Origin of the sequence: Kibdelosporangium persicum (assembly GCF_013280595.1) — a bacterium.
Classification (GTDB): Bacteria; Actinomycetota; Actinomycetes; order Mycobacteriales; family Pseudonocardiaceae; genus Kibdelosporangium; species Kibdelosporangium persicum.
The window spans coordinates 256,540-282,322 of the sequence record NZ_JAAATY010000004.1; the positions used below are offsets into that span (position 1 = coordinate 256,540).

A 25,783-nucleotide genomic window follows, 5' to 3' on the forward strand; every position below is an offset into this window, starting at 1 on the left:
GTCACCTGTTCGGACGCGACTGGGGATGCCCTTCGGCTACCCGTGCGGCAATCTTCCAGCTAGGTTCGTTCGGTGCGGCTGCCCTGGCGGAGCGCCCCTCGCGCGGCGTTGAGCAGCCCTGTGACCGTCGTGGTGAGTGTGGTGACAGGGCTTGTGCTGGCGTTTGTGGCCGCGGCCACCGTCTTCTACACGTCGGCGTCGGGGTCGGCGGCGACGCAGTACGCGGTCGGCCATCGGTGCGCCGTGGAGAACGGTGTCCAGTTCACCGTGTCGAACGCGGACATGCCCGCGGACAACGCCAGGCTCAGGGCGATCGCCGGGAGCCACGGCGCCGAAGTGGCCCGGAGCAGGGTGTACGTCGCCGCAGGCCCGCTCGACCCGGTCCGGTTGGTCAGCCGGGACGGCGCGTTCGACCACGTCGAGGTGCTCAGGGGCGGCGATCGCAACGGTGTCTGGATTCCGCACAACGTGGCCGAGCAGTTCAAGGTGGAGCCCGGTGGCGTCATCAGCATCGCCCGGCAGCCGGTGCCGGTCGGAGCCGTGTACAGGAAGCTGGCGGATCCGGTGCCGGAGTACTGGTGCGCTGACCGCGGTGTCATGGTGCCGCCGCCGCACGGAGGCACGAACGATCCGCCGCAGCCCTTGCTCGTGCCCGAGCGGTTGCTCGACGAGCTGCCGGGGATTCAGCCCCTGGGCACGCACGTCGAGGTGTACACCCGCAAGTCGCTGCGGACCCGGACCGAGATCGAGGACTGGGCCACGGCGACCGGGAAGATGACGCCCGAGGTGATCGCCGCGCTGAACGAGAAACCGGTGATCAAGGACTACGCCGCGGTGAGCGCGAAGACCGCCGGACAGACCCAGGACACCGTCAGCACGGCAGTGCTGCCGCTGACCCTGATCAGCCTGCTGGCCGGGCTGCTCGGTGTGGTCGGGCTCGCCGCGCAGTGGATACAGCGGCGCGGCGCCGAAGTACGTCTCTTGTGGACGCGAGGGGTCAGTGCGCAGGCGATCGGTGGCAAAGCGGTGCTGGAGATGGGCGGGCCGCTGCTCCTCGGAGTCACGCTGGGATGGGCGACGGCCTGGCTGACGAGCCCGGTCCTGGCACCCGCGCCGCAACTCGATCCCTGGGCGCCGTCCCGAGCCGCGATGCTGGCCGCGGCGACATGGCTGGTCGCGTTGGCCGTGCTGGGAACCGTGACATCCCTCAGAGCCAGGCGGGAGTTCACGGCGATCGAGCGGAAGCGCGACGTGCTCAAGAAGATCCCGTGGGAAGTGCTCGCGGGCGCCGGGGCGGTGACCGTGTGGCTGACGGGCGCGGACCACGCGGTGCGGGTGGACCCGGCCAGTCTGCTGCCCGAAGTGAGTCTGGCCGCGTTGGCGTTTCCCTTGCTGTGCATCGTTTTCTTCATCGGCGTCACGGCCAGGCTCGCGGGCTTCCTGTCCAAGGCGAGCCACAGGTTGCGTGGCTGGCGTAATCCGACGGTTCTCTGGGCGCTGAGGCGCACGGCCGCGCAACGGAAGGTCGCGGTCGCGCTGCTGGCGGTCGCAGGGCTGGCGATCGGTGTGATCGCCGCGGGTGTGGGCGTCGCGAAGACCGCCCGCGAGTCCCTGGAGGACAAAGGTTGGATGCGCATCGGCAGCGATCACGCCGTCCCGTTGGTCCGCGGTGCTGGCGAACAGCAGGGTGTGCCGCAAGAGCTGCGAGGACAAGCCACGAGGATCGCCTACACACAGCTCTACATCGAAGGCAACATCGGTGCCCGCATCCTGCTGATCGACCCGGAGACCTTCCAGGACGGCGGCCGGTGGCGTGACCGCTGGGCCGGCACCGGACTCGACGAGTTGACGGCCAGGCTGGCGGAACCGCCCACGGACGGCACGATCCCGGTCATCGTGGCGGGCCGGTATCCGTTGGACCAGTTCATCGGCCAGGCCGACTACTTCCAGCGGATGCGGACCGTGGCCACCGTGCCCAGCTTTCCCGCCATCGGCCAGTACGAAGGCATGATCATCACGTCGTGGCAATGGCTGACGCCGAGCCAGCGCCGGGGGTTCAGCCAGCAGATCCTCACCACCCAGGATCCTCGGCACGCCGTCGACGTCCTCAACGCCGCAGGTGAGCGCACGGGCCCGGTGCTCGACGCGAAGAGCTCGACCGAACACCTGCCGTTCCTCATCGTCGCCTGGATCTTCGCCTTCTTCGTGGTGCTCGGCGCCGCGCTCGCGGCTGTCGCGGTGGTCACGTTGCTTGTCTCGGTCGAAACCAGAAGGCGGTCCACGGCGGTGGCGCACGCCTTGCTGGCCAGAATGGGTCTACGCGCCGGGGCATTGCTGGCGACGCACCTCGTGGAGCTGGCGATCCTCGCGGGCGCGGCCACGGCGGTGGGCGTCGGCGGCGGGTGGGTCGTCCTCGAAGTGCTCACCCAACGCCTTGACCCGTTCCCAGCGCTGTCACCGGTGCCGCAACCAGCGAGCCTGCGAGGAGTTGGCCTCATGACGTCGGCCGTGGCGATCGCCGGCGTCGTGCTCGTCGCCGGATATGCCGTACGAGCCGCGAAAGGCGCCAAAGTGAGGGAGTTGCTCCGTGCCTGACTTGGTGTACTCCGTGCGCGATGTCGTGCACCGCTACCGGACGCCGTCCGGTGACGTCACGGCGGTCGAAGCGGCCACTTTCGACGTTCCCGCCGACGGCCTGACCGTCCTGGCGGGCCCGTCAGGGTCCGGAAAGTCCACTTTGCTCCGCCTGCTGGGCATTCTGGAACGTCCGACCGGCGGCGAACTCACGTTGCACGGCAACGACACCGTCCGGCTGACCGAGCGGGCCCGGCGCGCACTGCGGCGCAAGGTGCATCTGATCTTCCAGAATCCGGTCGACAACCTGTTCGGCTACCTCAACGTCCGTGACAATCTGAAAGCCGCGGCCCAACTCGCCAGAGCGGACGATCCGGACATCGGGATGCTCGACCGGTTGGGCCTGCCGGGCACGGCGGACTGGGCGATCAGCGCACTGTCCGGTGGCCAGCAGCAACGCCTGGCCTTCCTGACAGCCTTGGCGGCCAACGCATCCGTGGTGCTGGCCGACGAGCCGACGTCCCAACTGGACAGCAACTCGGCCGGTCTGGTCATCGAGACCATGCTGGAGTTGGTGGATCTCGGCGTGACGGTGGTCGCCGCGTCGCACGACGACGCGGTGCTGGACGTGGCCACGCGGGTCTATCGGTTGGGGGACAAGTGACACCGGTGCTCAGTGTTTCGGGCGTTTCCCGCCGGTTCAGCACCGACGTGCTCAAGGACGTCGGCCTTGAGCTCAGCGCAGGCGAACTGGTCACGCTCGTCGGACGCTCCGGCTCGGGCAAGAGCGCGTTGCTGGCGCTGCTGGCCGGGTTCGACCAGCCGGACGTGGGCGAAGTCCAGATCGCGGGCGTGCCAACGGAAACACCGCCGCCGTGGTCCACGATGGCCGTGCTGCCCCAGAGTTTCGGCCTGCTGGACGAGCTGACCCTGGAGGAGAACGTCGCCGCGCCGATGTTGTTCGGCGGCGGGCCGGTCGCCGACGCGCTGGCCAGGGCGGGTCAACTGCTGGCACGCCTGGGGATCGGCGAGCTCAAACGGCGTTATCCCACGGAAGTCTCGACAGGCCAACGGCAACGCGTGGCGTTGGCGCGTGCCGTCGCCGGCCGGCCGAAAGTGCTGCTCGCGGACGAACCCACCGCGCACCTGGACCACGCCACGGTCGACCTCGCGGTCCGCCTGCTGCTGGACTTCGTCGGCGAAGGCAGCGCATGCCTGGTGGCGACCCATGATCCGAGGCTCACCGCGCGGGCGCACCGGCGGCTGCGGCTGGTCGACGGACAGCTGTTCGAAGATCAGTAGCGGCCGCGGTGGCGCCGGTGCTCGTTCTTCCAGTGCTCACGCTGACGCCGTTGCGCGCGCCGCTCGTTGTGCCACTCCTCGCCCCAGATCCGGGCACCGGCGATCATCACGAAGACGGGTAACAGGAACACGAACGGGTTCCTGACCGCGAACAGGAACAACAGTGCCGTGGCGACCCAGACGACCGGGATCAACGCGGCATACGCCTTCAGCGCGGCACGCGACGTGGACCAGCGTCGCGGCGCCGGAGCCGCGGTGGCGGGCAGCGCTTGCGCGTGCACCTTGACCTGCGGAAAGAAGGCCGGCTTGGGGTCCGGCAGATCCCGGAACAGCTCGAGGAGCTCGCCACGGGTCTTGGAAGCCGCGACACGTGCGGTGCGCTCGCCATACTCGTCTATGTCGAGGCGCCCGGCACTCATGTGGTCACCCAACGCCTGCAGGGCTTCCTCCCGCTCGGCGTCTCCCACACGGATCTCCGGATCGCTCACGCCACAATCCTACGGCCGGGAACCTGAGAGAACCCCCTTTGTCCGTGCTGTATCTTGCGCTTCTTCGCCGGGTTTGTCCCGGTCAGCGCCACGGTCATCGGCCCGGCGACCGGACCGGGAAGCCAGGATGAATCCCTGGCCAACAGTGCTCGGCAGCCTAAGCCGTGTATCGATGTCCCCGTTCGATGAGAGGCTGCCCCGGCCGGAGGCCGGAGTCGGCTCGGTGGGGTGGTTCCTGGCGTCGCTGCGGGAACGCCGCGAATACTGGTTGTCTTTGGGCTTTTCCGCAGTGGCGCCAGGGGCCGCATCCGGCCCGGCTATCGCGAACGGGGCTTTGATACACGGCCTAGGACGCGATGGCCAGCACGACGACGATCAGGAACGCCGGGATCAGCGCCCACCACTCACCGAGGATCGCGGTCACCGTGATGATCGCGGCCACCGAGAACACCACGAACCCGATGATGATCGCCTTGGCGTTGCCGCCGCTCTTCTCCACCAGCGGGCTGGCTTCGGCGGGGACGGGCACCGGCACGGGCGTGCGCCGGTGTTCGCGCATCGGGTTCGGCTCCGGCAGGTCTTCGAAGATCACCGCCAGTTCGGCCCGCGTCTTCGCGGCCACGACCAGTGCCACGCGCTGGTCGTACTCGGACACGTCCAGGCGGCCTTGCGTCATGTGCTCCGCCAACGCCCGGACGGCTTCCTCGCGTTCCGAGGTGCCGATCCGGACGTTGCCGTCACTCGGTGCCATAGGGCGATTGTAGAAACGTCAGTCCTTGATTTCACACAGGACGCTACCTTGCGTGACCGTTTCGCCGCTCGCCACCGCCAGCCCGGTGACCGTCCCGGACTTGTGGGCGGTGACCGGGTTCTCCATCTTCATCGCCTCGAGGACCACGATCAGATCCCCGGCCTCGACCTGCTGGCCGTCCTCGACCGCGATTTTGACGATGGTGCCCTGCATCGGCGCCGCCACGGCGTCACCGGACACGGCCGACGCGCCCTTCCCGCCGCCGCGCTTGCGAGGCTTCGCCTTCGCGGCACCCCCGCCGCCGCCGACGGTGGAAAGCGCCAGGTCACCGGGCAGGGAGACCTCCAGCCTGCGGCCGCCGACCTCGACGACCACGGTCTGTCGCGGCTCCTCCTCGGCGATTTCACCCGGAGCGGTGAACGGTTCGATCTTGTTGTCGAACTCGGTCTCGATCCACCGGGTGTGCACGGTGAAGTCCTCGGCGAACGCCGGGTCACGCACGATCGTCCGGTGGAACGGCAGCACGGTCGCCATGCCCTCGACCACCATCTCGTCCAGCGCGCGGCGGGCGCGGCGCAGGGCCTCCTCGCGGCTCTCGCCGGTCACGATCAGCTTGGCCAGCAGGGAGTCGAACTGGCCGCCGATCACGCTGCCGGCCTCGACACCCGCGTCCACCCGGACACCGGGGCCGTCCGGCACGACAAACGTCGAGACCGTGCCGGGAGCGGGCAGGAAGTTGCGGCCCGCGTCCTCGCCGTTGATCCGGAACTCGATCGAGTGCCCACGCGGCTCGGGATCCTCGGTGAAGCGCAGCGGCTGGCCGTCGGCGATCCGGAACTGCTCACGGACCAGGTCGATGCCGGTCGTCTCCTCGCTGACCGGGTGCTCGACCTGCAACCGCGTGTTGACCTCGAGGAACGAGATGGTCCCGTCCTGGCCGACCAGGAACTCCACGGTGCCCGCGCCTGCGTACCCGGCCTCCTTGCAGATGCCCCGGGCCGCGGTGTGGATGGTCTTGCGCTGCTCGTCGCTCAGGAACGGCGCCGGAGCCTCCTCGACCAGCTTCTGGTGACGGCGTTGCAGCGAGCAGTCCCGCGTCCCGACCACGACCACATTGCCGTGCTGGTCGGCCAGCACCTGGGCCTCGACGTGCCGCGGCTTGTCCAGGTAGCGCTCGACGAAGCACTCACCACGGCCGAACGCCGTGACCGCCTCGCGGACCGCCGAGTCGAACAGTTCGGGGATCTCCTCCAGCGTGCGGGCCACCTTCAGGCCACGCCCGCCGCCGCCGAACGCGGCCTTGATGGCCACCGGCAGGCCGTGCTCCTCGGCAAACGCGATGATCTCGTCCGGCCCGGCGACCGGGTCCTTGGTGCCCGGCACGAGCGGAGCGCCCGCGCGCGTGGCGATGTGCCGTGCGGTGACCTTGTCCCCGAGGTCACGGATGGCCTGCGGGGACGGCCCGATCCAGATGAGGCCCGCGTCCAGCACGGCCTGCGCGAAGTCGGCGTTCTCGGACAGGAAGCCGTAACCCGGGTGCACGGAGTCCGCGCCCGAGCGCTTGGCCGCGTCGAGCACCTTGTCGAACGACAGGTAGGACTCGCCGGGAGTGGAGCCGCCGAGCGCGAACGCCTCGTCGGCCAGCCGGACGAAAGGCGCGTCCCGGTCCGGGTCCGCGTACACGGCCACACTGGCCAGACCGGCGTCCTTGCAAGCCCGGATGACTCGGACCGCGATCTCGCCGCGGTTGGCGATCAGTACCTTGCGCAGCGACGCCAGATCCCCCGCCCTGCTGATGCTCTCGGGCACGCCCTCTCCTCCTTGTCCGAGAAAACCCGGTGCTCGTCGCAGTTTAGGGCGTGAAAAGCCCGCCCAACTGCGAGCAAGGCCACGCTTTCCCGCCTACTCTTTGACAGGTGGGGTATGGGCGTTCAGTGCTGGTCACGGTACTGCTGTCGTTACTCGTGGCCGCCGGTGCGATCGGCACGTCGGCCTACTTGCGCACCAGGTCAGCGGCTCAGGCGCCGCCGTCGGGCTCATCGGCCGCGCCGCCGGTGACTTCGGAGACGTGCCGGGCCGAGCCGTGCCAGGTTGTGGCGACAGCCACACTGGGCAGCACGAAGATCGACCTGATCACCGACGCCCAGGGGGCACGGCTGAAGATCGGCGACGACCGGGTGGTCGAGTCGAGGCTGCCCGGCCGCGGCGCGAAACTGGCGGCGAATTCACTCGACTGCGTGGCAGGCACCCTTTCGGCGTGCCTGGTCAGGGGAGACCTGGACAACGGCACGGTCGGTGAGGTGATCGTCGGCCGGTCAGGCAAGTGGAACGCGACAACGCCGACGTACTTCTCGAACGCCGACTACCTGTCGTTGGTCAACGTGCTGGGCGACGGCGCACCCGAGGTCGTCACGGTGCAGCGCGGCTATTTCGCGCAGGTGTTCGACGTGGAGAAGGGCAACGACCTGGGGTGCACGGCGAACGTGCCGAAGCCGGACCGGCTGCCGGGCTGGCCGACCGTGAAGCCCGACCAGCACCAGCTCAAGCCCTGCCAGTGACTGCTCTTCCGGCGCGGCGGTTTGTGCGAGCTTTCGCCAAGCCGACCTAGACGGCCACCGGCTCGCGCCGCCGCTGCTCCGCCAGCTCCTCGGCGGGCGTGTTGAGCACCTCGTCGTCCAGCAGGTTCTCCTGCCGGGCCACCAGCACCGGAACGGTGATCTGACCGGCGACGTTCGTCGCGGTCCTGGCCATGTCCAGGATCGGGTCGATCGCGATCACGATGGCCAGCCCGGTCGCGGTCACCTCGGGCGGCAGGTTGATCGCGCTCAACGTGAGCGTGAGCATCGTGAACCACCCGGTCGTGCCCGCCGTCGCGAGCGCGCCGAACACGGCCACCGCGATGATGCCGATGTACTGCGCGATGCTCAGGTCGATGCCCGCGAGGTTGGCGATGAACACCGACGCCAGCGCCGGGTAGAGCGCCGCGCAACCGTCCATCTTGGTCGTCGTGCCCAACGGGACCGCGAACCCGGCGTACCCGGGGTTGACCCCGAGGTCCACCGCGCTCTGCCTGCTCAACGGCAAGGTCGCGCCGGACGAGCGGGACACGAACGCGAACTGCAACGCGGTCCAGGACTTGGCGAAGAACCTCAGCGGGTTGATCCGGCCGACGAACCGCAGCAGCAGCGGGTAGACCACGAACATGATCAGTGCCGCGCCCAGGTACACGGTCCACACCAGGGAGAACAGCGGCTTGATGAACTGGTTGCCGTAGGTCGCGAACGCCTTGCCGATCAGGCCGAGCACACCGATCGGGGCGAGCAGGATGATCCAGCCGAGCACCTTCTGGATCACGTCGAACACGGCCTGGTTGAACGTCACGAACGGCTTGGCGCGGTCACCGAGCGCGTACGTGGCCGCGGCCACGAGCAGCGCCAGGAAGACGACCTGGAGAACCTCGCCCTCGGTGAACGCCTCCAGGAAGTTGGCCGGGACCAGGTCCTGGACGAACGTCCACCAGTTGCCCGCCGCGCGGTCCTCGATCCTGGCGACGTTCGCCTGCGTCGGCGCGACCTGGACACCGCTGCCGGGCTGGAAGATCAGGCCGAGCACGATGCCGAGCACAACCGCGATGAACGACGTGATCGCGAACCACAGCAGCGTCTTGCCGCCCAAGCGGGTGGCTGTCCGTGGTCCGCCGAGGCCGCGCAGGCTGTTCACCCCGACGACGATCGCGGTGAACACCAACGGGATCACGGTGAACTGCAACAGGTTGGTGAAGACGGTCGAGATCGTGGTGAGGGCCTCGGACAGCCACTTGACGCCGGAGTCCTTGGCGACGAAGCCGAGGACGGCGCCGGCGACGAGGGCGCCGAGCGTGACCACCCCGAAGACCTTGGGTTTGGTGTAGGTACGGACAAACGACATGGGTCGCTCCGGAGGATGTGTCGGGACAGGGCTTTCAGAGCTGTCCGGGATGACACATCGAGCTGGCGAGCCGGCCCTGGTCGAGATAACGGCGTTGCGTCAGGAGCAAGGCATGACGCATGGCGACGGCCCCTTCCGGCTGGACGACAGTGGTCTAGAACAGTTGACTGGCCGTCACATCTTCCGCGAAGCCCCAGGTTGTGACCAGGGTTACCAGAATGTGGTCACGCTGAGGCCGACCTCGGCGAGCAGCCTGCGGGTCAACGGCAGGCTGATGCCGATCACGCTGCCGTGGTTGCCGTCGATCCCGTCGACGAACCAGGCGCCCTTGCCGTCGATGGTGAACGCGCCCGCGACGTTGAGCGGCTCACCGCTGGCGACGTACGCGTCCAGCTCGGCCTCGGACGGCTTGCCGAACCGGACGACCGTGCCCTCCCAATCGCTTGCGCGCCCCGTCACGACACCGTTCCGCAGCACGATCACCGCGTGGCCGGTCAGCAGCTCACCGCTGTTGCCCGCCATCACGGCCCACCGCTGCTTGGCGCGTTCCGGCGTGCCCGGCTTGCCGAGGATCTCGCCGTTGATCGACAACATCGAGTCGCACGCCACGATCACCGCGTCCCGCTCGGTGGTTTCCGCGGCGACGGCATCCGCCTTGGCTTGGGCGAGCGCGGTCACGAGTTCCTGGTGGCTCGCGTCCGGCAGGGCGGCGGTCACGGCGTCCTCGTCCACACCGGACACGTGCACGAGCGGATCAATCCCGGCCTGGCGGAGCACACCGAGCCGGGCGGGCGAAGCTGAGGCGAGAATGAAGCGCACACCGAAGCGTAACCGCAGGTCACCCCTCGTGAGTGTTTATCCGTGTTAGAACACTGATAAACACTCACGAGGGATACGCTGGGGGGTTTAGTTGTCGAGGCGGCGTGGGGTGATGTCCTGCTGGACGCGCGCCGCGTTGGGTGCCGTGAACGTCGAGGACTGGGACAGCCAGCCGACGACGGGCAGTTCCACCGAGGTTTCGGCCAGGTGCACGGTCACCTGCGGCAACTCGGCGGGACGGCGCGTCATGCTGGCGTCGTTGCCCGCGATCACCAGTGCCACCCGGTGTCCCTTGGGCACGACGTAGTCCGCACTGGACAGCCGGAAACTCATCTCGTACTTCGTACCCGGGGTCAGCGGGCGTTCCTCGCTGACGGACTTGTAGTTGGCCAGATCCGCCCAGCCGCGGGCGATGATGGTGGCGTCGACGTTCGCGACGGTCGCCTCAGTCTCCAGGTAACAGGCGTCGTCGCCGGTCCGGTTCTCGCCCCAGCACGATTCCGTGGTCAGGTTCCGGACGCCCTCGCCCTGCGTGCCACGGATCGTCGCCGGTCCGTAGTCCACCAGGTAGGCCGAGAGGTGCGTCGTCGGCGTGGACGGCGTGACCGCGACGTTGATCTCCGGCGTGCCCGCGATCCGCACATCGGATGTCAGCTCGGTCGTGCTGTACAGGACGCGCTGCCCGGAAGTGGTGCTCGGCGACGCGATGTACCCGGCAGGCGTGCCGGTGCCGTTGTCCGTGAAGGAGGACGAGGCCGGTCGGCGCGGGAACAGGCTCAGCCCGCCGACGCCTTCGGTCGTCCCAGCGACCGGGTGAAGCCGCTGCGTCCACCGCGCCAACGGCGGCCAGGCGTACGAGTCGGACCACTGGTTCACGCCACGTTCCACCGACACCTGCGGCTCGTGGTCGATGCCGTTGCGGATGTTCAGCAGCCAGCGGTCGAACCAGCGGTGCAGCGTTCGCACCCAGTCCGCCCGGCGGAAGTCGAACGGGTCGACGTGGCCGGTCTGGGAAAGCCACAGCTTGCGCGGCACCGAACGGGGCAACGCCTCCAGCCACTGGCCCCAGTTGATCGGCTTGACGTTCAGGTCGGCGCGGCCGTTGACCGAGAAGACCGCGGCCTTGACACGCTTCGCGTCCGGGACGAAGTTCCGCTGGTGCCACATGGCGGTGTAGTCGCCATTGGCCGGGGCACCGGTGGTCATCTCGTCACGCACCGCCTGGCAGTTGGCCTTGGCGTTGGCGTTCTCGAAGTTGACGGCGAGGGCCGTCGGCGTCCCCCAGTTGCGGAAGGACACGCCGTCGGACCGGAACCAGTCGTACCACGAGCTGATCGCGTCGATCGGCACGATCGTGCGCAGGCCGTCGACGCCGGTCGCGGCCACACCGTGGGCGATGCTGCCGTCCCACGACTTGCCGATCATCGCGGCCGCACCCGTCGACCACGAGGCCTTCACCGGCGAGCCGCCCTCGACCGCCGAGTACCCCGCGACGCGGCCGTTCAGCCAGTCGACCACGGCCCGGCCGGAGGCGATCTCGGACTTCCCGCCGGTGTCCATGCAGCCGGTGGACCGGTTGGAGCCGCTGAAGTCGACGAGCGCGACCGCGTAGCCCCTCGGCACGAAGTAGTTGTCGTAGAACAGCGGGAACTTCACGGGCACGCCGTTGGCGTCGTACGACTTCCGCTCGGCCTCGTTGCCGCGGCCGCTGGTGGAGTAGTACGGGCTCGCGTCGATGATGACCGGCACCTTGCCCTTGGTGTCCGGCCTGATGATGTCGGCGGCCACCCGGTCGCCGACGCCGTTGTTGTCCAGGTCCAGCCCGATGTCCACCCAGACGGTCTCCCGGATGGCGTTCTCGAAGGAGTGGATCGGTTGGGTGACGCCGCCGCGCACCTCGTACGTCTGCTGTGCCGCCTGAGCGGGCACCACGATCAGCCCGGATAGCAGCCCGACCAAGCCGCTGGTCAGAACCCCACGAATCGACATGCCGACGACGCTAGGCGTCACCGGCATGTGCACGTCAGCTCCGAAAGTGCTAAGTCAGCCGTCCAGCCTGCCCGGGAGGATGTCCTGCTGGACGCGGCCGGCGGCCACCGGCGGCTGGGCCGTGGCCTGCGGCAGCGTGCCGACGACCGGCAGCTGGACCGAGGTCTCGGCCAGGTGGACGGTGATCCGGGGCAGCTGGGACGGGCTCGTGGTCATCGAGCTGTCGGTCCCGGCGATCACCAGGGCCAGCCGGTGGTCGCGGGGGACGACGTAGTCCGTCGCGGAGAGCCGGAAGGTCATCGTGTACTTGGTGCCCGGCGTCAGCGTCCGCGGTGTGCTGAGCGACGCGTGGTTGGCGAGGTCCGCCCAGCCGCGCGCGACGACCGTTGCGTCCACAGTGGACGTTGTGGCCACCGTGTCGCGGTAGCAGGCGTCGTCGCCGGTCCGGTTCTCGCCCCAGCAGGATTCCGTTGTCAGCGTTCGGATTCCCTCGCCGGACGTGCTCCGGATCGTCGCGGGCCCGTAGTCGACCAAGAACGCCGACAGGTGCGCGGTCGGTGTGGACGGCGTGACGGCGACCGTGAGGCTCGGTATCCCGGCCAGCCTGACGTCCGACGTCAACGGACCGGTGCTGTAGAGCACCCGGCGTGCGGAAGTCGCGTTCGGCGAGGCGATGTACGTCGCCGGCGTACCGGATCCGTTGTCGGTGAAGGACGAAGTCGACGAACCGGGAACGCCGCTCAGCGTGCCCACCCCCGCGACGGAACCGGCGACGGGATACTGCCGCTGCGACCGCAGGCCCGAAGGCGGCCAGGCCGGGGAGTCGGCCCACTGGTCGACACCACGCTCGACCGACACCTGCGGCTCGTTCTCGATGCCGTTGGGCACGTCCAGCAGCCAGCGGTCGAACCAGCGGTGCAACGTCCGCACCCATTCGGCCCGGCGGAAGTCGAACGGATCGATGTGGCCGGTCTGCGAAAGCCACAGCTTGCGCGGCACCGAAGCGGGCAACGCGGCAAGCCACTGACCCCAGTTGATCGGCTTGACGTTCAGGTCAGCACGCCCGTTCACGGAGAACACGGCAGCCTTGACGCGACTGGCGTCGCGGACGAAATCACGCTGCTGCCACATCACGGTGAAATTACCGTTGGCAGGGGCGCCATTGGTCATCTCGGTACGCACAGCACCACAGCGGGCTCGCGCGTTGGTGTTCTCGAACCCGGAGGCCAGACTCGTCGGCGTCCCGAAACCGCGGAAGGACACGCCGTCGGAGCGGAACCAGTCGTACCACGAGCTGATCGCCGAAATCGGCACGATGGTGCGCAGGCCGTCGACGCCGGTCGCGGCCACACCGTGGGTGATGCTGCCGTCCCACGACTTGCCGATCATCGCGGCCGCGCCGGTCGACCACGACGCCGTTCGCACTGAGCCGCCGGACGCGGCCGAATATCCGGGCGCGCGGCCGTTCAGCCAGTCGACCACGGCCTTGCCGGTCGCGATCTCGGACTTCCCACCGGTGTCCATGCAGCCGGTGGACCGGTTGGAGCCGCTGAAATCGACCAAGGCGACGGCGTAACCCCTTGGCACGAAGTAGTTGTCGTAGAACAGCGGGAACTTCACCGGAACGCCGTTGGTGTCGTACGACTTGCGTTCGGATTCGTTGCCACGGCCGTTGGTGGAGTAGTACGGGCTGGCGTCGATGATCACCGGCACCCGCTCGGTCGTCGCCGGCCGGATGATGTCCGCGGCCACCCGGTCGCCGACGCCGTTGTTGTCCAGGTCCAGCCCGATGTCCACCCAGGTGGTCTCCCGGATGGCGTCCGCCAGCGAGTGAATTGGTTGCGTGACGCCGTTCCTGAGCTCGTAGGCCGGTTGCGCGGCCGACGCGGGCACCACGACCAGCCCTGACAGCAACCCGGCCAGACCACCGGCCAACCAGCCACGAATCGCCATGCCTGGAAAGCTAAGCGGCTGGGCGCGCCGCCATCAGGTCCGAAGGTCGTTCCCAGTTAAACACGACAGGTCCTGCGGCATTCGGACGGACTGATGCCGTGGAAGCGTTTGAAGGCCGCGCTGAAGCCGAACGCGTCCGCGTAGCCGACGCGGTGCGCGACCGCCCCGACCGTCGCGTCGGACTCGGCCAGCAGGTCGGCCGCCACCGTCATCCGCCAGTCGGTCAGGTACGTCAACGGCGGCTTGCCGACGACCTTGGCGAACCGGCTGGCCAAGGTCGTCCGGGACACCCCGGCCTGGTCGGCCAGGGCGGCCAGCGTCCACGGTTTGCCCGGCGCGGCGTGCATCGCCCGCAGGACCGGCCCCACGGTCTCGTCCCGCCAGCCGGGTGGCACGTCACCCTGGCCGTCGAACCAGCTCCGCAGCGTGCAGACCAGGAGCCAGTCGAGCAGCCGGTCCTGGACGACCTGCTGACCCGGCCCGCACTGGGTCTCCAGGAACTGCCACGTGGAGTCGCATCCTTCGCTGTCGGGCACGACCAGCACGCCCGGAAGGATGTCCATCAGCCGCTGCGCCACCGCACCACGCACGGGATACGTCCCGACCAACAGCACCGCTGGGCCTGCTGGATAGGCGACTTCCTGCTCGCGCACGACGGCCGTGTCACCGGCCCGCACGCGCCGCCCGGCGATCCGCACCTCGCCCTGCACCGGCGCCAACAGCGTCAGCGATGCCTTCTCGGTGGACCACGGCGACGTCAGCTCCTTGCGGACGAAGCTCGCGCCGTGCGCGCGGACACCCTGCAGCAGATCGTCGAGCATGTCCTCCACGATACGGACGATCGGACATGAGCCGCGAACGGTGAACCATGGCCGCTTCCGGCGGTGGGCCGTTGACTTGTCCGCATGACGATTGTGGTTGTGGGCGGGACCGGCAAGACCGGCAGCCCGCTGGTTCGCACGTTGCGGGAGCGCGGAGAATCCGTCCGGGTCGCGTCCCGGTCCGCCTCCGGTTTCGACTGGTCCAAGCAGGACACCTGGGCGGCCGCGCTGGACGGCGCGTCGGCGGTGTACCTGATCGCGCCGTACGAGCCGGAATCGGCGGGCCTGTTCGTCAAGCAGGCGACTTCCGCCGGTGTCCGCCGGTTCGTCGTGCTGTCGGCGCGCGACATCGACAAGTTCCCCGCGGAGTACTTCCAGGGCATGGCCGCGGCGGAGCAGGCCGTGCGTGATTCCGGTGCGGAGTGGACGATCATCCGGCCGAACAACTTCTCGCAGAACTTCTCCGATCCGTCGATCTGGCGGAACGAACTGGTCGCGGGCCGCCTCGCGCTGCCGATCGGTGACGTCGCGGAGCCGTTCATCGACGCCCAGGACATCGCTGAGGTCGCCGCGGTTCTGCTCACTTCGGACGGTCATCACGGGCAGGTCTACACCCTGTCCGGGCCTCGTGCGCTGACCTTCGCCGACGCTGTGGCCGCGATGGCCTCGGCTTCCGGCCGGACGATCCGTTACGAGGAGATCAGCCCGGAGGAGTACCGGGAGGCACTGGTGTCCTCCGGTGCGTCCGAGGAGGCCGCCGCCGAGCTCGACGCCCTGTTCGCCGCCATGCGTGCAGGGCTCTACGCCGAACCCCGGGACGGCGTGCGGCAGGTACTCGGCCGCGACCCCCTCGACTTCGACACGTACGTCGCCCGGGAGGTCAGTGCCTGGTCCTAACGCGGCAACCCTGAAGCCCGCCAGGCTCCCGGGCCGGGACGTAGCTGGACGCGCAGTCGTGTCGCCGGGTCGTTCCAGACTGAGCGTTGTTCCGGCTCGGGTTCCGGTGTGGGCCCTGGCAGCGAGGCGACCACCGCTGTCAGGGCTGCCAGTTCGACGTCGTCGGGCGTGCCGCGCACGATCCGCAGCAGAGGCCGCTCGCTCTCGCTCACAGCGGGATGTTCCCGTGCTTCTTGGGCGGCAGCGTTTCCCGTTTGTCACGCAACATCCGTAGCGACCGCGCCACATAGCCACGTGTGTACGAAGGCGGGATCACGGAGTCGACATAGCCGCGTTCAGCCGCGGCGTACGGGTTGAGCAACGTGTCCTCGTACTCCTGCACGAGTTCCGCGCGCAACGCCTCGACGTCCTTACCGTCCTCGGCGGCCTTGGCGAGGGTCTTGCGGTGCACGATGTTCGCGGCGCCCTGCGCGCCCATGACCGCGATCTGTGCGGTCGGCCAAGCGAGGTTCATGTCCGCGCCGAGGTGCTTGGAGCCCATCACGTCGTACGCGCCGCCGAACGCCTTACGCGTGATCACCGTGACCTTCGGGACGGTCGCCTCGGCGTACGCGTAGATCAGCTTCGCGCCGCGGCGGATGATGCCGTTCCATTCCTGGTCCGTGCCGGGCAGGAAGCCTGGCACGTCGACGAAAGTCAGCACCGGCACGTTGAAGGCGTCGCACGTGCGCACGAACCGGGCCGCCTTCTCCGAGGCGTCGATGTCCAGGCAGCCCGCGAACTGGGTCGGCTGGTTGGCCACGACGCCGACCGCGTGTCCTTCGATCCGGCCGAAGCCGATCAGGATGTTCGGCGCGAAAAGCTGCTGCACCTCAAGGAACTCGCCGTCGTCGAGCACGCGCGTGACGACCTCGTGCATGTCGTACGGCTGGTTCGGCGAGTCCGGGATGAGCGTGTCCAGTTCGCGGTCGGTGTCGTTGAGGTTGTCCGCGAGCGACCCGTCGCCGCTGTCCTGGCCGGTGAACACCGGCGGTTCGGACAGGTTGTTGGACGGCAGGTACGACAGCAGGTCCTTGACGTACGCGATCGCGTCGTCCTCGTCGGTCGCCAGGTAGTGCGCGTTGCCGGACTTGGTGTTGTGCGTCCGGGCCCCGCCGAGCTCCTCGAACGTGACCTCTTCCCCGGTCACGGTTTTCACCACGTCCGGGCCGGTGATGAACATCTGGGACGTCTTGTCGACCATCACCACGAAGTCGGTCAGCGCGGGCGAGTAGACGTGGCCGCCCGCGTTCGCCCCCATGATCAGCGAGATCTGTGGGATCACGCCGGACCCGCGCACGTTGCGGGTGAAGATCTCGCCGTAGAGGCCCAGCGAGACGACGCCCTCCTGGATGCGCGCGCCGCCGCCCTCGTTGATGCCGATGATCGGGCGGCCGGTCTTGATCGCCAGGTCCATCACCTTGACGATCTTCTCGCCGTACACCTCGCCGAGCGCGCCACCGAACACGGTGACGTCCTGGCTGAAGACGCACACCGGACGGCCGTCGATGGTGCCGTAGCCGGTCACCACGCCGTCGCCGTACGGCCGGTTCTTCTCCAGGCCGAAGTTCGTCGACCGGTGCCGGGCGAGCTCGTCCAGCTCGACGAACGAGCCGGGGTCCAGCAGCAGATCGATCCGCTCCCGGGCGGTCTTCTTGCCCTTGGCGTGCTGTTTCTCCACCGCGCGGGCCGAGCCTGCGTGCACGGCCTCGTCGTTGCGGCGGTAAAGGTCCGCCAGCTTGCCGGCCGTGGTGTGGATGTCAGCCGACGTGTCTGCACCGGGTGGCGGCCCGAGGGGTTGCGACGCACTGCTCATGGACAGGCAGGGTAGCCACGCACGGACGCGTGCGGTTTCGCGACGTTGTTCACGTCACGCCCTAATGTCTTAGGGGTGAATGGCGAGTACCTTGCCCAGCGCTTGACGCGGCCGAATGGCCCGTACGCGAGTTTGACGGTCGTCGACAGTACGGAGTCGACGAATGTCGACCTGGACCGTATGCGCCCACCGGACCGTACAGTCCTCATCGCACGGCAGCAGACCGCCGGTGAGGGCCGTCGTTCCCGTTCGTGGACGTCACCGCCGGGCGGCCTGTACGTCAGCATCCATTACGTCCCCGGCGTCCCGCCCTACCGCCTGCCGTGGCTGACGCTGCTGGCCGGGGTCGCCCTGGTCAACGTGTCCTTGTCGGTGGGCGTGGCCGCCGTGCTCAAGTGGCCGAACGACCTCCTGCTGGGGCCCGGCCGCCGCAAAGGCGCCGGTGTGCTGGCCACGACCAGCGGAAACGGCGTGGTGCTCGGCATCGGGCTGAACGTCCAGCCGGTGCGGGCGGAGGTGGCGCCCGGCGGGCTTGAGCCGACCTCGCTGGCCGAGGAGGGAGCGGCTGAGCTGGATCTGACCGAGCTGGCTGCCCGGTTGCTGCTGGAACTGGACAGATGGGAAGCGCCCTGGCGTGCCGCCGACGGCGACCCGTTCGCGAGCGGACTGCACGAGGAGTACCGGCGGCACTGCGTGACCCTCGGTCAGGAGGTCCGGGTCGAACTGACCGAGAGCTCCTTCGAAGGCACCGCTCGTTACCTGGAGACCGACGGGACGCTCGTGGTCAGGGACTCCCAGGGCAACGACCGGTCAGTGCCCGCGGGCGACGTCGTGCACCTGCGTACCTCCACTCAGGGCGAGATGCGCCGTCCTTGACACCGGACCGGCCTGACGCGGGTACGGTATGCGCGTCATCGTCGGGTACGGGAGGACACCGTGGCCTATCCAGACGACCTGCTCAGCGAGAGCGAGCGTGTCGTGATCCACAAGCACCCGCACTGGAAGATGCTGCTGGTGCCCTACATCGTGCTGGTCGTCACCATCGGCGTGGGGATCTGGCTGGCGATCCTCGCGCAGGACCTGTCGTGGAGCACGCTCGCGTTCATCCTCATCGGCGCCGTGGGGCTGATCCTGATCGTGTGGCTCTTCCTCGCGCCGTTCGTACGGTGGCGCACCACGCACTTCATCGTCACCACCGACCGCGTGATGGCACGCGAGGGCGTGATCAAGCGGACCGGGATCGACATCCCGCTGTCGCGGATCAGCAGCGTCCGGTTCGAGCACGGGCTGATCGACCGGATCGTCGGCTGCGGGACGCTGATCATCGAGTCCTCCAGCGACGAGCCGCTCGAGTTCGACGACATCCCGCAGGTGGAACGGGTGCACTCGTTGCTGTACCGGGAGATCAACGACAACCCGGACGACGACTTCATCCAGCAGCAGCCGACGCAGCAACAGCAACCCCCGGCGCAGGGCCGCTGAGGTGGTGGCCGCGGGACTGCCGGACCGGGTCGCGTCGCGTGCCGACCTCCCGTCCCACGTGACGATCTGGGAGGTCGGGCCGCGCGACGGCCTGCAGAACGAGAAGTCCGTTGTGGACCTCGACGTGAAGCTGGAGTTCGTCGACCGCCTCGCGGACGCGGGCCTGCGCACGATCGAGGCGACGAGTTTTGTGCACCCCAAGTGGGTTCCGCAGCTCGCGGACGCCGCGGAGCTGCTCGCCGGAATGTCCACACGTGACGGTGTGCGCTACCCGGTGCTCGTGCCGAACGAACGCGGCCTCGACCGCGCGCTGGAGGCGGGCGTCTCGCACATCGCGATCTTCGCCAGCGCCACCGAGACGTTCGCCCGGAAGAACCTGAACCGGACACTGGACAGCCAGTTCGAGATGTTCGACCCGGTGGTCGGCCGGGCCCGCGCCGAGGGCCTGGAAGTCCGCGGCTACCTGTCGATGTGCTTCGGCGACCCGTGGGAAGGCCGGGTGCCTGCGGCGCAGGTCGTCGCGGCCGGCCGCCGGCTGCTCGACATGGGCTGCTCGCAGCTGTCGTTGGGCGACACGATCGGCGTGGCCACTCCCGGCCAGGTCGAAGCCCTCATCGCCGGTTTCGGCTCGCCGGATCAGCTGGCCGTGCACTTCCACGACACCTACGGGCAGGCGCTCGCCAACACACTGGCGGCGCTCCAGTGTGGAGTGTCCACGGTGGATTCCTCAGCGGGCGGCCTCGGCGGTTGCCCGTACGCCGAGTCGGCCACCGGCAACCTGGCGACCGAGGACCTGGTCTGGATGCTCGACGGCCTGGGCCTGTCCCACGGCGTCGACCTGAACAAGCTCGCCGACACCAGCGCCTGGATGGCGACCCGGCTGGGCAGGCCCAGCCCGTCCCGGGTCGTTCAGGCATTGCGCGGCTGACCGTCGAGTTCCTGGGCCGCGCGGGACATCGTTTCGGCAAGCCGACGGGTGCCTCGCTCGGTGAGCAGCAGGCACGCGTCGGTGTTGCTGCCGAGACTGACTGAGACCTGGTCACCTTGGATTTCGTAGCTGATGGTCGAGTCGCCATGAACTTCGATCAGGGTTGAGACCTGCACTGTTCCTTCGCCGATGTACATGTCCAAGACTATCGCAGGTATATATTCTTCTCGCGATTACACAATCGAGTGACATTCATTTACGGGTCATAATCCGGATGTCAGCATGGAACTATGCCGGAATCCGCCACCCTAACCGCGTGGGAGCTCGGGCTGCGCCTGAAGCAGCGCCGCGAGAACCTTGACCTGTCCGTGGCCAGTGTCGCCAAGCAGGTCAAGATGCAACAACCGAACCTGTCGTCCGTGGAGACCGGTCGCAAGCGGATCACCCAGGAGAACCTCGCGAAACTCTGCAAGCTGTACGAGTTCAGTGCCCATGAAAGCAAAGAGCTTCAAGAGTTGAGAATCGCGACTGACAAACGCGAGTGGTACCACAAGTACTCGGGAATGTTCTCCGAGGATTTCGTGCGCTACATCGGTCTTGAAGCCGGGGCGGGCGGCATGCTCGCCTATCAGGGCGCGCTCGTCCCTGGTCTGCTGCAGACCAGGGAGTACGCCAGGGAAGTGATCCGTGGCGGGGCACCCTACATTCGGCTCACCGAGCTCGAACCACGTGTCGAGACGCGGATGCTCCGCCAACAGCGCCTGTTCGGCAAGGACGCGCTGCGGTTCACCGGGCTGCTCGGTGAACCGGTGCTCCGGCAAGAGGTCGGCGGGCGAGAGGTGATGCACCGCCAACTGCGGCAGCTTGTGACGCTGATGAGCACGCCGAACATCGACATCCAAGTGTTGCCCTACAGCGCGGGAGCCCATCCTGCGCTCGGCGGACCCTTTGCCGTGCTCACCTTCGACTCGCCGTGGCTGCCGCCCGGTGTATGGCAGGAGACGCTGAATTCCACCGCCTTCATCGACAAACCGCAGGTGGTGCGTGAGTACACTGTCGCTCTGTCCGAGACCCGAAGTCTGGCGCTCAGTGCGGCCGATTCTCTCGAGCTGATTCGGGAGGTCGCGAAGGAGATGGCATGATCGACAGCAGCGGACCCCGGTGGCGGAAGAGCAGCTTCAGCGACAACGCCGCGAGCTGCGTCGAGATCGCTCACCTCGCCCGAGTGCTCGGCGTCCGTGACTCCAAGAACGTCGACGGACCGTCGCTTTCCTTCCCTCCCAGCTCTTTCGCGATCTTTCTCCGTTCCCTCTAGCCTCGGCGCATGCGTGTCGTCGAGCTGACCGGGAAGACGTGGCCCGCGCAGGAGAAGCTCTTCGGTCCGCGTGGCGCGGTCGAGGGTTGCTGGTGCATGTACTTCCGCCTGCCGAACGCGGATTTCCGCCAGGGGAGCGGCGAGCCCAACCGGCTGGCGGCCCGCGAGCTCGCTCGATCGGGTGAACCTGTCGGGCTGTTGGCGATGGAGGGCGACGACGCGGTCGGCTGGGTCGCGGTCGCGCCTCGGTCCGTTTACCGGCGGCTGGACCGGTCGAAGGTCGCCGCGCCGCCCGATCCGGACGAGGATCTGGCTGGCGTGTGGTCCGTGACGTGCTTTTTCATCCACCGGACGGCACGCAGGAAAGGCGTCGCGGCCGAGCTGCTGGACGCCGCCGTCAAGTACGCCGCCAAGCACGGCGCGAAGACGGTCGAGGCGTACCCGGTCGACACCAAGGGCGCCAAGGCCAGCTCGGCCGACCTTTACCACGGCACCCTGTCGATGTTCCTGGACGCGGGGTTCATGCTGGTAGAACCCCGTGGGGTGCGGCGCGCGCTGGTCCGTAAACCGATCGAATGACGCGGAACCGGATCGCCGGGCGGCGCGTCCAACGCTTGACCGGGCATGTACGCCGAGCCGAACCGGAGGTGGCCGTGGCTTCCGATCATCGGGCGCAGGTCGAGGAACTGCTGGCCGACTACCGGCGCAGCCGGGAGCAGCTCGCGACGATGCAGCAAACGCTTGCTGCCATCAGCGAGTCCGCCAGCAGCTCGGACGGCACGGTCATGGCGACCGTCGGCGGCCGTGGCACGTTGACCGACCTGACCTTCTCCGACGACGCGTACCTCCGGCACCGGCCGTCCGACCTGGCGAAACTCGTGGTCCGCACGGTCTGCGCCGCGGCGGCGAAGGCCTCCGAGACCGCCAACCGGACCGTCAGCCCGCTGTTGCCGGTGCAGACCGATCCGGCCGCGTTGCTGGACGGGCGGGCAGACCTGACCGAGGCCGAGCTGACGCCCAAGCGGCCGTCGCGGCCGCCCGTCGACGACGACAGCTTCGAAGACGTGAGCTGGCTGGACAACCCGAGGAGGAAGATGTGAACGGCGGCTTCCTCACCGACTACGAGCGGCTGACCCGGCACGCGGGCGAGTTCGGCGGCCTGGCCGAGCGCGCCGCGTCGATCGCGGGCGACCTCAACCGCACGCTCGACGCGCTGGGCCAACCGTGGGGGAACGACGAAGTGGGCCAGAGCTTCTCGGCGGTCCACTCGGGACCGTCGCGCGACATCCTGGGCAGCCTCGACGCGGCCGCCGGCAGGCTGCGCGACATGGGCGACCGGCTGACCGCGATGGCCAAGGCCTACCGCGACGTCGACACGTCCACCGCCGACGGCTTCGGCAAGGTCTGACATGGGCATCGAACTGCCCGCGGAACTCGCCGGCATCGCGGCCCGGACCGGAGTCAAGTGGCCGGCCGCCGACGAGGACAAGATGCGCGAGGCCGCGCAGGCCTGGCGGGACACCGGCCAGAAGATCAACGCGCTGATCAGCGAGGCCGACACCACGGCCCGGAGCGCGCTGAACACCACCCAGGGCGCGGGGGCGGACTCGGCCCGGCAGCACTGGGGCAAGTTCGTCCAGCCGGACACCGGCCATTTGACCAGGATCGCCAAGGGCTGCGCGGCGAACGCGGACAGGCTCGACCACGCGGCCAACCAGATCGGCCAGGCCAAGGTGGCGATCGTGCGCGAGCTGACGCCGTTGGCCAAGAACGTCGACGTGGCCGAACGGTCCGGCGACCCGACGGCCCTGCTCGGCCTGGACACCGCGATCAAGGGCGCCGCGGCGAACATCGCGAACGTCCAGTCCACTTTGGTCACCGCGGTCCAGCCGGCCAGCGGCGTGGTGATGGACACGGTCGAGCCGATCGTGAACACCAACCCAGGCGCACACGGTGGCAGCCTGGTCGATACGGCGTTGCTGGGTGGTCAGGGCCCGTTGGCGCCGGTGCAGGATGCGGTGTCCGGTGTGGTGAATCCGGGTGGGCAGGGTCCGCTTGGGCCTGTGCAGGATGTGGTGAATCCCGGTGGTCAGGGCCCGCTCGCGCCGGTGCACGATGCGGTATCTGGGGTGGTGAATCCGGGTGGGCAGGGTCCGCTTGGGCCTGTGCAGGATGTGGTGAATCCCGGTGGTCAGGGCCCGCTCGCGCCGGTGCACGATGCCGTGTCCGGCGTGGTGAACCCCGGTGGTCACGGTCCGCTGCCTCCCGGCGTGGTCGATCCGGGTGGTCACGGGCCAGGGCTTCCTGGTGTGCCTGGCGTGACGGACCCCGGTGGGCGCGGTCCGGGCGTGCTGCCTGGCGAGGTGCCCGGCGGCGGCTTCGGACCTGGTCACGGCGGCGGTGGCGCACCCGGCCACGCCGGTCCTGACCCGGCGCCAGGCGTCGTGCCTCCGGGCGGACCGGGCATCCTTCCCGCGCCCGCGGACCCCGTCACCGGCCCGCTGCCTCGCATCGACCACGACGCGATCACCCCGCCGTCTGGTTTCCAACGGCCTGACCATGGCGTGCAGATCGCGGGTGCGGCGGCTGTTCTCGACGCCCCACCGCCCACTCAAGCGCCTGCCGCCCAGGCATCTCCGGCGATCCCCGCGCAGCCGCCGGTCAACCAGCCGCCCGCGGCCGGGTCGCCCTTCGTGAGCGGTGGTGGCGCGCCACCACCGCCTCAGGCGCCGTCGCCGCCTCCTCCGGCCGCTTCGGCGCAGCCGGCCGCTCCACCGCCGCCGCAGCAACAAGCCCAAGCACAGCAACAGGCTCCGCGTGGACCGGTCCCGATCGCTGTCACGGCCGAACCGGTCCGGCAGCAAGCGCCGCAACCGGCGCCCATGGCGGCGCCGGCCAAGCCGCAGGAGGACCAGGAGTCCACGATCGCGCTCTGGCTGGTGCGGATGTTCCCGCTCGGGCACATGCCGGTCGCGGCGGCCCGTCCGGCCCGGCAACTTCCGCCGCCACCGGTCGAGTTCGACTACGCCGCGGGCATGCGTTTCGAACCGCACGACCACCCCGAGTCGGAGCTGATCGACGACGCCGAGGCGTTGGCGTGGGCCCTCGAAGGCGGGGACGCGGTCACGTCAGGACCGCCCGTGCCCGCCGACGACGTGACCGCCGACCACGATCCCCTTGCGGGACAGAACGAACGCGACTGGTCACGCCGGTTCGTCGTCCGCGCGGGAAGCGGGCGAGACACAATGGACACCGAGTACGCGTGGCCACCGAGTGAGCTTTTCCCTGAAGGCGCAACGGCTCCAGGCGAACCCGAAGTTCTCGGCCCGGGTACGGTCATCGACCGCTTCGGCACGCCGGAAGGCCGCGTCTTCGCCGCCGCCGACACGTCGTTCGCCCAACGCGCGCTGCCCCCTTCGCACGTCCATGCCGAGTACCGCCGATACCGAGTGCTCAAGCCACTTCCGGTGTGGCGCGGGATATCCGCGGCCTGGTTCGGCCAGAGCGGCGGAGGCGTGCGCTACCGGACCACCCATCCGGCGCTGGACCTGATCGCGCTCGGATACCTCGCGGAGGAGACAGGGAATGAAGGCTGAGTCGATCACCGGCTGGCTGGGAGCGGTCGGCATCCCCGCGGAACTGGTCTCGGTGGGCACCGAAGCCGACAACGCGTGGTGCCTGATCCGCACCGACGAACCCGACGAGAACGGCGCCGTGAGCTGGGAAGTCTTCTGGCGCGAGCAGGGCAACCGCTACGACTGGGCCCGGTTCACGAACGAACAAGTCGCCTGTCACTACCTCTTCGGCCGCCTGACGTGGGCTCAGGTCGCCCGCGGCGCGGTCGGCGTGATCAAGGCGGACTGACGGGCGACGCTGCTCTCACCCGGCAGACGGCAGGTCACCGGTCCCGAGTTGGGCCAAAGCCGCGTCGTGCAGGTGGCCGTTGGTGGACAGGGCCGAGCCGCCCAGGAACGTGTCCACGCCCTTGAGGTCCGTGAACCGGCCGCCCGCCTCCTTCACGATCACCTCGATCGCCGCCACGTCCCACGGGTTCACGATCGCCTCGGCCGCGATGTCGATCACGCCCTCGGCGACCAGGCAGTGCTGCCAGAAGTCGCCGAAGGCCCGGTTCTCCCAGCAGGCGTCCACGAGTCGCAGGTAGGCCTCCCGCGAGTGGTACTCCACCCACGAGCCGAGGTGCGTCGTGGACAGGTACGCGTCTGACAAGGACGTGACGCCGGAGACGGACAGGTTCCTGCCGTCCTCGGCATAAGCGCCCTCGGTCGCCTCGGCGAACCAGCGCCTGCCCAACGCGGGCGCGCTCACCACGCCGACAACCGGGTGACCGTTGATCACCAACGAGATCAGGGTCGCCCACGCGGGCACCCCGCGCAGGAAGTTCTTCGTGCCGTCGATCGGGTCGATCACCCACGTCCGGCCCCGGCCGATCTCGCCACCGCGCTCTTCGCCCGCCACCTGGTCGTCCGGGTGATGCCGCGCGATCAAAGCCCGGATGGCGTCCTCGACGGCCGTGTCGGCGTCGGTGACCGGGGTGCGGTCCGGTTTGCGGGAGACCTTCAGGTCCTGGGCGCGGAAGCGGGCCGAGGTGATCTCGTCGGCCGCGTCGGCGAGACGCAACGCGAAGTCAAGGCTGGCTGACACGGTCCTGATCGTGCCAGGCC

General features: G+C 68.8%; 27 protein-coding genes. 15 read left to right on the plus strand and 12 right to left on the minus strand.

Translation table 11 applies throughout. The features are described from left to right. Positions 1–141: 141 nt before the first annotated feature. The 3 genes from GC106_RS10185 to GC106_RS10195 are packed head-to-tail and all read left to right on the plus strand — an operon-like array spanning position 142 to position 3,876. Complete coding sequence (locus GC106_RS10185; RefSeq protein WP_173127395.1) at positions 142–2,595, plus strand: ABC transporter permease family protein; 2,454 nt, start codon at positions 142–144, stop codon at positions 2,593–2,595. After that, positions 2,588–3,238 (plus strand): ABC transporter ATP-binding protein, encoded by a 651-nt coding sequence (locus GC106_RS10190; RefSeq protein WP_173127398.1) that lies wholly within the window; start codon positions 2,588–2,590, stop codon positions 3,236–3,238. Before GC106_RS10185 ends, GC106_RS10190 begins: the two co-directional genes overlap by 8 nt. Then, positions 3,235–3,876, plus strand: a complete 642-nt coding sequence (locus tag GC106_RS10195; RefSeq protein ID WP_173127401.1) for an ABC transporter ATP-binding protein — start codon at positions 3,235–3,237, stop codon at positions 3,874–3,876. Before GC106_RS10190 ends, GC106_RS10195 begins: the two co-directional genes overlap by 4 nt. Here the strand turns inward: GC106_RS10195 and GC106_RS10200 are convergent. The 3 genes from GC106_RS10200 to GC106_RS10210 form a co-directional block, all read right to left on the minus strand. Continuing rightward, positions 3,870–4,364 carry a DUF1707 SHOCT-like domain-containing protein gene (locus GC106_RS10200; RefSeq protein ID WP_173127404.1) on the minus strand — a complete coding sequence of 165 codons (495 nt, stop codon included), beginning with the start codon at positions 4,362–4,364 and terminating at the stop codon, positions 3,870–3,872. The genes GC106_RS10195 and GC106_RS10200 overlap by 7 nt on opposite strands. Positions 4,365–4,710: 346 nt before the next feature. Then, the gene (locus tag GC106_RS10205; RefSeq protein ID WP_173127407.1) at positions 4,711–5,115 is read right to left on the minus strand and encodes a DUF1707 SHOCT-like domain-containing protein; all 405 of its coding nucleotides are present in this window, start codon (positions 5,113–5,115) and stop codon (positions 4,711–4,713) included. 18 nt (positions 5,116–5,133) lie between these two features. Next, entirely contained in the window at positions 5,134–6,924 is a 1,791-nt protein-coding gene (locus GC106_RS10210) for an acetyl/propionyl/methylcrotonyl-CoA carboxylase subunit alpha (protein WP_312872576.1), read from the minus strand. A gap of 107 nt (positions 6,925–7,031) precedes the next feature. Here GC106_RS10210 and GC106_RS10215 point away from each other — a divergent pair, with 107 nt between their 5' ends. After that, positions 7,032–7,673 (plus strand): hypothetical protein, encoded by a 642-nt coding sequence (locus GC106_RS10215; RefSeq protein WP_173127410.1) that lies wholly within the window; start codon positions 7,032–7,034, stop codon positions 7,671–7,673. Positions 7,674–7,719: 46 nt separating this feature from the next. Here GC106_RS10215 and GC106_RS10220 read toward each other — a convergent pair whose 3' ends face one another. The 5 genes from GC106_RS10220 to GC106_RS10240 all read right to left on the minus strand — a co-directional run bounded on the left by GC106_RS10220 (position 7,720) and on the right by GC106_RS10240 (position 14,624). Beyond that, positions 7,720–9,042, minus strand: coding sequence for a dicarboxylate/amino acid:cation symporter (locus tag GC106_RS10220; protein ID WP_173127413.1), 1,323 nt, complete (start codon positions 9,040–9,042; stop codon positions 7,720–7,722). A 210-nt stretch (positions 9,043–9,252) separates the two neighbouring features. After that, positions 9,253–9,861, minus strand: a complete 609-nt coding sequence (locus GC106_RS10225) for a Maf family protein (protein ID WP_173127416.1) — start codon at positions 9,859–9,861, stop codon at positions 9,253–9,255. Between the two features lie 87 nt (positions 9,862–9,948). Next, positions 9,949–11,850 (minus strand): Xaa-Pro dipeptidyl-peptidase, encoded by a 1,902-nt coding sequence (locus tag GC106_RS10230; protein WP_173127419.1) that lies wholly within the window; start codon positions 11,848–11,850, stop codon positions 9,949–9,951. A gap of 54 nt (positions 11,851–11,904) precedes the next feature. Next, positions 11,905–13,803, minus strand: coding sequence for a Xaa-Pro dipeptidyl-peptidase (locus tag GC106_RS10235; protein WP_173127422.1), 1,899 nt, complete (start codon positions 13,801–13,803; stop codon positions 11,905–11,907). Between the two features lie 56 nt (positions 13,804–13,859). Then, entirely contained in the window at positions 13,860–14,624 is a 765-nt protein-coding gene (locus tag GC106_RS10240; RefSeq protein ID WP_173127425.1) for an AraC family transcriptional regulator, read from the minus strand. 84 nt (positions 14,625–14,708) lie between these two features. Between GC106_RS10240 and GC106_RS10245 the strand changes: the two genes are divergently transcribed. Beyond that, positions 14,709–15,521: an NmrA family NAD(P)-binding protein gene (locus tag GC106_RS10245; protein WP_173127428.1), complete on the plus strand. Its 813-nt coding sequence runs from the start codon at positions 14,709–14,711 to the stop codon at positions 15,519–15,521. Here GC106_RS10245 and GC106_RS10250 read toward each other — a convergent pair. Both GC106_RS10250 and GC106_RS10255 read right to left on the minus strand, forming a co-directional pair. After that, positions 15,518–15,733, minus strand: a complete 216-nt coding sequence (locus tag GC106_RS10250) for an acyl-CoA carboxylase subunit epsilon (protein WP_173127431.1) — start codon at positions 15,731–15,733, stop codon at positions 15,518–15,520. The genes GC106_RS10245 and GC106_RS10250 overlap by 4 nt on opposite strands. Beyond that, on the minus strand, positions 15,730–17,376 hold the full coding sequence (locus GC106_RS10255) for an acyl-CoA carboxylase subunit beta (protein ID WP_173127434.1): 1,647 nt from the start codon (positions 17,374–17,376) through the stop codon (positions 15,730–15,732). The genes GC106_RS10250 and GC106_RS10255 overlap by 4 nt, the downstream gene beginning before the upstream one ends. 75 nt (positions 17,377–17,451) lie before the next feature. Between GC106_RS10255 and GC106_RS10260 the strand changes: the two genes are divergently transcribed. Genes GC106_RS10260 through GC106_RS10270 form a run of 3 tightly spaced genes read left to right on the plus strand, consistent with a single transcriptional unit; the run spans position 17,452 to position 19,786 of the window. Then, a complete protein-coding gene (locus GC106_RS10260; RefSeq protein ID WP_312872577.1) occupies positions 17,452–18,252 on the plus strand; it encodes a biotin--[acetyl-CoA-carboxylase] ligase in 801 nt (266 codons plus the stop codon). A 60-nt stretch (positions 18,253–18,312) separates the two neighbouring features. Then, a complete protein-coding gene (locus GC106_RS10265; RefSeq protein ID WP_173127440.1) occupies positions 18,313–18,858 on the plus strand; it encodes a PH domain-containing protein in 546 nt (181 codons plus the stop codon). Position 18,859: 1 nt separating this feature from the next. Beyond that, positions 18,860–19,786 carry a hydroxymethylglutaryl-CoA lyase gene (locus GC106_RS10270; RefSeq protein ID WP_173127442.1) on the plus strand — a complete coding sequence of 309 codons (927 nt, stop codon included), beginning with the start codon at positions 18,860–18,862 and terminating at the stop codon, positions 19,784–19,786. Here GC106_RS10270 and GC106_RS10275 read toward each other — a convergent pair. Further along, positions 19,768–19,983 (minus strand): hypothetical protein, encoded by a 216-nt coding sequence (locus tag GC106_RS10275; protein WP_173127445.1) that lies wholly within the window; start codon positions 19,981–19,983, stop codon positions 19,768–19,770. The genes GC106_RS10270 and GC106_RS10275 overlap by 19 nt on opposite strands. A gap of 93 nt (positions 19,984–20,076) precedes the next feature. Here GC106_RS10275 and GC106_RS10280 point away from each other — a divergent pair, with 93 nt between their 5' ends. The 7 genes from GC106_RS10280 to GC106_RS10310 all read left to right on the plus strand — a co-directional run bounded on the left by GC106_RS10280 (position 20,077) and on the right by GC106_RS10310 (position 24,965). Continuing rightward, a complete protein-coding gene (locus tag GC106_RS10280) occupies positions 20,077–20,928 on the plus strand; it encodes a helix-turn-helix domain-containing protein (protein ID WP_173127448.1) in 852 nt (283 codons plus the stop codon). Further along, positions 20,925–21,101 carry a DUF397 domain-containing protein gene (locus GC106_RS10285; protein ID WP_173127451.1) on the plus strand — a complete coding sequence of 59 codons (177 nt, stop codon included), beginning with the start codon at positions 20,925–20,927 and terminating at the stop codon, positions 21,099–21,101. The genes GC106_RS10280 and GC106_RS10285 overlap by 4 nt, the downstream gene beginning before the upstream one ends. Before the next feature lie 9 nt (positions 21,102–21,110). Further along, a complete protein-coding gene (locus GC106_RS10290) occupies positions 21,111–21,680 on the plus strand; it encodes a GNAT family N-acetyltransferase (protein ID WP_173127454.1) in 570 nt (189 codons plus the stop codon). Positions 21,681–21,754: 74 nt separating this feature from the next. Beyond that, on the plus strand, positions 21,755–22,201 hold the full coding sequence (locus GC106_RS10295; protein ID WP_312872579.1) for a YbaB/EbfC family nucleoid-associated protein: 447 nt from the start codon (positions 21,755–21,757) through the stop codon (positions 22,199–22,201). Further along, a complete protein-coding gene (locus tag GC106_RS10300) occupies positions 22,198–22,509 on the plus strand; it encodes a WXG100 family type VII secretion target (protein WP_173127460.1) in 312 nt (103 codons plus the stop codon). The genes GC106_RS10295 and GC106_RS10300 overlap by 4 nt, the downstream gene beginning before the upstream one ends. A 1-nt stretch (position 22,510) precedes the next feature. Further along, positions 22,511–24,697: a TNT domain-containing protein gene (locus GC106_RS10305; RefSeq protein WP_173127463.1), complete on the plus strand. Its 2,187-nt coding sequence runs from the start codon at positions 22,511–22,513 to the stop codon at positions 24,695–24,697. Beyond that, positions 24,687–24,965 (plus strand): hypothetical protein, encoded by a 279-nt coding sequence (locus GC106_RS10310; RefSeq protein ID WP_173127467.1) that lies wholly within the window; start codon positions 24,687–24,689, stop codon positions 24,963–24,965. Before GC106_RS10305 ends, GC106_RS10310 begins: the two co-directional genes overlap by 11 nt. 15 nt (positions 24,966–24,980) lie before the next feature. On the opposite strand, the gene hisN is transcribed toward GC106_RS10310, so the two are convergent. Next, a complete protein-coding gene (gene hisN, locus GC106_RS10315) occupies positions 24,981–25,763 on the minus strand; it encodes a histidinol-phosphatase (protein WP_173127470.1) in 783 nt (260 codons plus the stop codon). Positions 25,764–25,783 lie beyond the last annotated feature (20 nt).

Excerpts from the sequence above, each read along its gene's own strand:
- GC106_RS10255 (WP_173127434.1), bottom strand. The coding sequence starts at position 17,376 with ATGAGCAGTGCGTCGCAACCCCTCGGGCCGCCACCCGGTGCAGACACG.
- GC106_RS10290 (WP_173127454.1), top strand. The coding sequence starts at position 21,111 with ATGCGTGTCGTCGAGCTGACCGGGAAGACGTGGCCCGCGCAGGAGAAG.
- GC106_RS10205 (WP_173127407.1), bottom strand. The coding sequence starts at position 5,115 with ATGGCACCGAGTGACGGCAACGTCCGGATCGGCACCTCGGAACGCGAG.
- GC106_RS10220 (WP_173127413.1), bottom strand. The coding sequence starts at position 9,042 with ATGTCGTTTGTCCGTACCTACACCAAACCCAAGGTCTTCGGGGTGGTC.
- GC106_RS10310 (WP_173127467.1), top strand. The coding sequence starts at position 24,687 with ATGAAGGCTGAGTCGATCACCGGCTGGCTGGGAGCGGTCGGCATCCCC.
- GC106_RS10235 (WP_173127422.1), bottom strand. The coding sequence starts at position 13,803 with ATGGCGATTCGTGGCTGGTTGGCCGGTGGTCTGGCCGGGTTGCTGTCA.
- GC106_RS10230 (WP_173127419.1), bottom strand. The coding sequence starts at position 11,850 with ATGTCGATTCGTGGGGTTCTGACCAGCGGCTTGGTCGGGCTGCTATCC.
- GC106_RS10240 (WP_173127425.1), bottom strand. The coding sequence starts at position 14,624 with ATGCTCGACGATCTGCTGCAGGGTGTCCGCGCGCACGGCGCGAGCTTC.
- GC106_RS10305 (WP_173127463.1), top strand. The coding sequence starts at position 22,511 with ATGGGCATCGAACTGCCCGCGGAACTCGCCGGCATCGCGGCCCGGACC.
- GC106_RS10275 (WP_173127445.1), bottom strand. The coding sequence starts at position 19,983 with ATGTACATCGGCGAAGGAACAGTGCAGGTCTCAACCCTGATCGAAGTT.
- GC106_RS10285 (WP_173127451.1), top strand. The coding sequence starts at position 20,925 with ATGATCGACAGCAGCGGACCCCGGTGGCGGAAGAGCAGCTTCAGCGAC.
- GC106_RS10280 (WP_173127448.1), top strand. The coding sequence starts at position 20,077 with ATGCCGGAATCCGCCACCCTAACCGCGTGGGAGCTCGGGCTGCGCCTG.
- GC106_RS10245 (WP_173127428.1), top strand. The coding sequence starts at position 14,709 with ATGACGATTGTGGTTGTGGGCGGGACCGGCAAGACCGGCAGCCCGCTG.